Annotated in this window: 1 protein-coding gene; it reads left to right on the forward strand. The window is 77.8% G+C overall.

What is annotated here, in order from left to right; translation table 11 throughout:
* Positions 1 to 1,349 (forward strand): polyketide synthase dehydratase domain-containing protein (locus tag ACIRS1_RS38445; protein WP_402847322.1); only part of this gene is annotated, 1,349 nt, incomplete at both ends.

The following is a 1,349-nucleotide window of genomic DNA, read 5'->3' on the forward strand; positions in this document are numbered from 1 at the left end:
ACCACCCACACCCACGGCCACCACCCCACCAACCACACCCCCAACCCCCACCTCCCCCTCCCCACCTACCCCTTCACCCACCACCACTACTGGCTCGACGCCACGGCCGACACCGACGGCGCCGCGCTGCTCGCCGACCCGGTCGAACTCGCCGACGGCGGCGGCCTGGTGTTCTCCGGCGAGCTCGCCACCGGCCGCCACCCCTGGCTCGCCGACCACGCCGTCAAGGGCGTCCCGCTGGCCCCCGGCACCCTCTTCGTCGACCTCGCGCTGCGCGCCGGCGAGCGGGCCGACGCACCCGTCCTCGACGAGCTCACCCTGGAGGCCCCGCTGCCGCTGCCCGCCACCGGCGCCGTCGCACTCCAGCTCACCGTGGACGCCCCGGCCGCCGACGGCCGCCGCCCCTTCACCGTCCACGCCCGCACCGGCGGGGACGAGCCCTGGACCAGGCACGCCTCGGGCAGCCTCGCCGCCTCGGCGCCGGCCACCGCCGCCCCCGACGCGGCCTGGCCGCCCGCCGGCGCCGTCCCGCTCGACGCGGAGGAGGTCTACCACCGGCTCGCCGAGCGCGGGTACGACTACGGTCCGGCCTTCCGCAACCTCACCGCGGCCTGGCAGGACGGCACCACCCTGTTCGCCGAGGTCCGGCTGCCCGAGGAACTCGCCCTCACGGCCGACGGCTTCGCCCTGCACCCGGCGCTGCTCGACGCCACCCTGCACCTGCTCCCGGTCCACGGCGCGCCGGCCGGCGACCCGGGCGACGGCATCCGGCTGCCCTTCGCCTGGAGCCGCCTCACCCTGCACGCCACCGGCGCCGGTCTGGTCCGCGCCCGGCTCACCGAACTGCCCAACGGGGGCGTCGCCCTGACGCTCACCGACCCGAGCGGCGCCCTGGTCGCCACCGCGGAGTCACTCGACCTGCGCACCCTGCCCGCCGACGCGCTCAGCGGCGCCGGGCGCCGGGCCGGCAGCGCCGACCCGCTGTACGCGCTCGACTGGATCGAGCTGGCCGCCCCGCCCGCACCGGCCACCGGCACCGCCACCACCGTCGTCACCATCGAGGGCTCCGACTCCGCCCGTTCGGCCGCGCACCGCGCGCTGGCCGCCGTCCAGCAGTGGCTCGCCGAGGAGCACCCCGAGGGCGCCCGGCTCGCCGTCGTCACCCGTGGCGCGGTCGCGGTGACGGCCGGCGAGCCGCTGCCCGGGCTCGCCGAGTCGGCCGTCTGGGGTCTGGTGCGGACGGCCCAGACCGAACACCCCGGCCGCCTCGTCCTCCTCGACACCGACACCCACGAACCCGAGGCCATCGCCGCGGCCCTTCAGACGGTTGAACCCCAACTGGCCCTCCG

Source organism: Kitasatospora sp. NPDC101176 (genome assembly GCF_044768035.1).
Taxonomy (GTDB): Bacteria; Actinomycetota; Actinomycetes; order Streptomycetales; family Streptomycetaceae; genus Kitasatospora.